Here is a 4,307-nt window from a genome sequence, read left to right on the forward strand (position 1 = left end):
CGGCGGTCGCGGGGGCGGGCGGCGGTGCGCCGGGTCCCGTGGCGGGCCGGTCCAGGGCGGGATCGCAGCGCAGGATCCGCTCGTGCAGCAGGCGCAGTTCGGCGCGGGTGTCCAGGCCCAGGTCGGCGGCGAGCAGGGCGCGGCCCTGCTGGTACACCTCGAGGGCGTCGGCCTGCCGGCCGGCCCGGTGGAGCGCCAGCATCAGCTGCCGGCGGAACGGGTCGCGCAGCGGGTGGGTGGCGACCAGCTCGGCCAGCGCGGGGACCAGCGATCCCGGCGCGTCCTCGTCCAGGCGCAGGTCGAACAGCCGCTCCAGGGCGGTGAGGCGCTGCTCGTCGAGGCGGCCCGCCAGGATCCGTACCGCGCGGCCGTCGAGTCCGGCCAGCGCCGGGCCGTTCCACCGGGCCAGTCCGTCGGTGAGCGCGGTGACGGCCCCGGCCCGGTGGCCGGCCGCGAGCGCCGTGTCGGCCGAGCGGACCAGGTGCAGGAAGCGGTGGGCGTCGACCCGCTCGCGGCCGCCGGGGGCGCCGGAGAGGTCGGCGCGGTAGCCGCGTCCGTCGGTGACGATCAGGTCGCGCAGCGGGCCGAGGCAGCGGCGCAGCGCCGCGATGGCGTTGTGCACCTGGCGCCGGGCGGTGTCCGGCGGGGCGTCGTCCCACAGGGCGTCGACCAGGGTGTCGAACGGGACGACCCGGTCGGCGTCCAGGACCAGGACGGCCAGCACTTTCTCCTGGCGCGGGCCGCTGAGGTCCAACGGCCGTCCGCCGACCTGGACCCGGAGCGGGCCGAGCAGCTGGATTCCCCACTCCTCGTCGCTCACGGGGCCCTGTCCTTCGAGTAGCGGTGGACAACTGGAAGCATGTATATCAGCAGTCGATAACACTGATCCGGAACTCCGGTGAACCCGCCAGCAGTTGGCAACCACGCTGCAACGACACCGCAACGGCACCGCAGCAACCCGGCCGACGGAAGGCACCGCGCCACCCCATGCACCACCGACCGGAGGACCCCCGGACCACCGCCGAACGCGCGTTCCGGCAGACCGCCGCGCTGCTCACGGCCGTCCTGCTGCTCGCCCTGCTGGCCCAACTCCCGCCCGGCAGCGGCGGCGCCGCCCCCGGCTCCCGCCCGCACGACGCGGCCTGGCTGCTGTGGCCCCAGGGCTGGAACCTCTTCGACAACGGCCAGTACGCCCCCGAGCTGGCCGCCTACCGGGCCGGCCCGGCCGGCTGGACCGCCGCCCTGACCACCCCGCAGGCCCCGCTCACCACCCGCTGGGGACCCGACCGCTCGCCCCGCACCCAGGCCCGCGAGATCGAAGCCCTCGCCGACCTCCTGCCGGCCACCGCCTGGCAGCCGTGCCACGCCGCCACCCTCGCCGACTGCACCCCGCTGCCCGCCACGGCCACACCGCCCACAGCGTCGGCCGTCCGCAACCCCGCCGCCCACCCCACCCTCTGCGGGCCGATCGCCCTCACCCGCGAGACGCTGGCCCGCTGGGGCACCCCCGACGCCGGCCACTGGCGGATCGACGACGCCGCGATCCTGCGGGTGGAGTGCCCATGAGACCCCCGTCCACCGCGCTCGGCCGGCGGCTCGCCACCGGCCTGGCCGGCTTCGCACCCGGCCCCGGCATCGCGGCCGGCCGCAGCCTGCTCGCCCTCACCCAACTGCTCACCCTGCTGTGCACCCCCGACGCCGCGCTCTTCGCCCACGGCGGCTACGGCCCCCTCGCCCCGTACTGCGACGGCTCCCGCGCACTCGGCCTGTGGTGTCTCGGCCCGGCCGACGGCACCATGACGGCCCGTCGGGCCGTCGCCGCCCTCGGGCTCGCCGTCATCGCCTCCGGCTACCGGCCCCGCTGGACCTGCCTGCCGCACTGGTACCTCACGTTCAGCCTCACCACCGCCACCGGCCTCGCCGACGGCGGCGACATGGCCGCCCGCATCGCCACCCTGCTGCTGGCCGTGATCCTGCTCGGCGACACCCGCCGCTGGCACTGGCGGCGCACCCCCGGCGCCCTCCCGCCGCAGTGGCGCGGCGCCGGCTACGCCGCCCATCTCCTGCTCCGCGCCCAGATCCTGATCATCTACGGGCAGGCCGGCCTCTCCAAACTGCTCGACCCCGTGTGGCGCCAGGGCACCGCGATGTACTACACCCTGCACAGCCACTACTGGGGCGCCCCGGCGGCGCTGCGCCCGTGGACCGACCCGCTGGTCGGCCACGGCTGGTCGGTGCGGCTGCTGGGCTGGTCGGTCATCGCCCTCGAACTCGCCCTCGCCGCCGGCATGCTGCTGCCCGCCGGCGCCCGCCGGGCCGCCGTCCCGGGAGCCGTCGCGCTGCACGCCGGAATCATCGCCCTGATGGGCCTGTTCGGGTTCGGTCTGACCATGATCGCACTGGTGCTGGCCGCCGCCGCGGAGCGCCGATGCACAACCGATGTAACCGGAGGGCACACTGAGGACCGGTCGAGGACCGCTCGCGCGGCGGTCCGACCCACACTCGACCGGAGCAGTGAACAGATGCGGATACAAGGGGAATTAGCGGAATGAACCCGACCAGGCTCGTGATGTTGGTCATCGCGCTGGTGGCGACCGTCACCATCGTGTCCCAGCCCGGCTCCTCACAGCCGGTCGTGCACCGGCAGCAGGCCTCGGACCCGTGCCCCTCGATCGGGCCCTGCTAGGAAGGAGAGTCCGGGATGTCCCGACTCGTAGTGGTATCCGGTGGCGGCAGCGGCATCGGCCGGGCGATCGCCGAACACTTCGCCAAGGCCGGCGACGACGTCCTGATCCTCGGCCGCCGAGAGGCGACCCTCGCGGCGGCCGCCGACGCGGTCAACGCGGAACTCGACGCCAAACGGCTCACCCACCGGGCCGCCGACCTCAGCGACCCGCAGCAGGTCGAACAGGTCGCCGCCCAACTGGCCGAAGGCGGCCGCACCGTCGACGTCCTGGTCAACAACGCCGGCGGCTTCTACGGCCTCGACCAGCCCGACACCCTGGCGGGGTACGCCGAGCAGTGGCGGGCCAACTTCGAGGGCAACGTCCTGCCGACGGTCCTGCTCACCGAGGCGCTGCTCCCGCAGCTCACCCGGCCGGGCGCCCGGATCGTCACGCTGTCCTCGATCGCCGCCCTGCGCGGACCGGGGACGTACGGCGGCGCGAAGGCGGCGCTCCACCCGTGGAACGCCGAACAGGCCACCGCGCTCGGCGCCGCGGGCATCACCGCCAACATCATCGCGCCCGGCTACATCGAGGCCACCGAGTTCTTCGGCGACCGGATGACCCCGGCCGGCCACGCGGCCCGGATCTCCCAGACCCTGGTCGGCAAGGCCGGGCAGGCAGCCGAGATCGCCGCCATGACCGGCTACCTCGCCTCGCCCGAGGCCGGGTTCGTCACCGGCCAGATCCTCCAGATCAACGGCGGCGCCCTGCTCGGCCGCGGCTGACCCCCCCGTCGGCGCACCCCCGCAGCGGCCCTCCCGTGACCGCTGCGGGGACCGGCGGCCGCCCGCGGCCCATGGCCTGATCGGCGGCACCTGGCCCGCGGCGCGTGCGCGCAGCCACGTCACCGCGCCCGCCAGGCCCGGGGGAGGGGTTCGGGCTGCCCTACCCACCCCCGTTGAAATGATGCGTACGCGTCAAAAAGTGGGAGGAGAAATCCCCCATCGGGAGCACGGGCCCGGCCCCGACGGTCCGTCGTCCTGGGGCGACCGTGCCAGGCGCTCTCCCGCAACCGGCCGTGACAGGGAAGGCTTCTGCCCGGTGAGCCCCTGCCCGGGGCGGGTTCACCCGTACCGAGTCCTTCTTCGGCAGGGAGACAACCGTGAACGGATTCAGGAAACCGGCTCTCGCGGCCGCCGCGGTGGCGCTCGCGATCGGCGGCACGCTCGCCGTGTCGTCCGCGTCCGCCGCTCCGCAGGCGCCGACGGGCAGCACGGCCACCACCACGGCCTGGGCCAAGGTCAGCGCCGCCGGGGCACTGCTCGGCGGCTCCGGCGTCACCGGCGTCAGCCACTTCGGCAACGGCCGCTACAACATCACCACCACGGCCAACCTGGGCGAGTGCGCACTGCTGGGCACCGTCAACACCAACGGCGGCAGCGACCCCGGCCCGGGCAGCTCGTCCGTCCTGGTCGGCAAGGTGAGCTCCAACACGCTCTTCATCCGCACCGCGACACCGTCCAGTGCCGGCAGCGCGGCCGTCGACAGCGACCGGCCGTTCTCGATCACCATCGTCTGCTGACCCGTCGTCACCGAGGTCACCGAGGTCGCCGCGGCGCGCCGGACGGGAGCCACCCGTCC

Annotated in this window: 5 protein-coding genes; 4 read left to right on the top strand and 1 reads right to left on the bottom strand. The window is 74.8% G+C overall.

Annotated features, from left to right (window positions below; translation table 11 throughout):
* A partial coding sequence (locus AA75_RS50960) for an AfsR/SARP family transcriptional regulator (protein ID WP_199520368.1) occupies nt 1-820 on the bottom strand: 820 nt, incomplete at its 3' end.
* 167 nt (nt 821-987) lie between these two features.
* Here AA75_RS50960 and AA75_RS19965 point away from each other — a divergent pair.
* From AA75_RS19965 to AA75_RS19980, 4 genes are all read left to right on the top strand, one after another.
* On the top strand, nt 988-1,566 hold the full coding sequence (locus AA75_RS19965) for a hypothetical protein (RefSeq protein ID WP_033821485.1): 579 nt from the start codon (nt 988-990) through the stop codon (nt 1,564-1,566).
* On the top strand, nt 1,563-2,552 hold the full coding sequence (locus AA75_RS19970; RefSeq protein ID WP_051812836.1) for a sporulation-delaying protein SdpB family protein: 990 nt from the start codon (nt 1,563-1,565) through the stop codon (nt 2,550-2,552). Before AA75_RS19965 ends, AA75_RS19970 begins: the two co-directional genes overlap by 4 nt.
* A 149-nt stretch (nt 2,553-2,701) precedes the next feature.
* Complete coding sequence (locus AA75_RS19975; protein WP_033821486.1) at nt 2,702-3,451, top strand: SDR family NAD(P)-dependent oxidoreductase; 750 nt, start codon at nt 2,702-2,704, stop codon at nt 3,449-3,451.
* A 377-nt stretch (nt 3,452-3,828) separates the two neighbouring features.
* Nucleotides 3,829-4,248 (top strand): hypothetical protein, encoded by a 420-nt coding sequence (locus AA75_RS19980; protein ID WP_033821487.1) that lies wholly within the window; start codon nt 3,829-3,831, stop codon nt 4,246-4,248.
* The last annotated feature ends 59 nt before the right edge of the window (nt 4,249-4,307 follow it).

This window comes from Kitasatospora sp. MBT63 (genome assembly GCF_000710465.2).
GTDB lineage: Bacteria > Actinomycetota > Actinomycetes > Streptomycetales > Streptomycetaceae > Kitasatospora.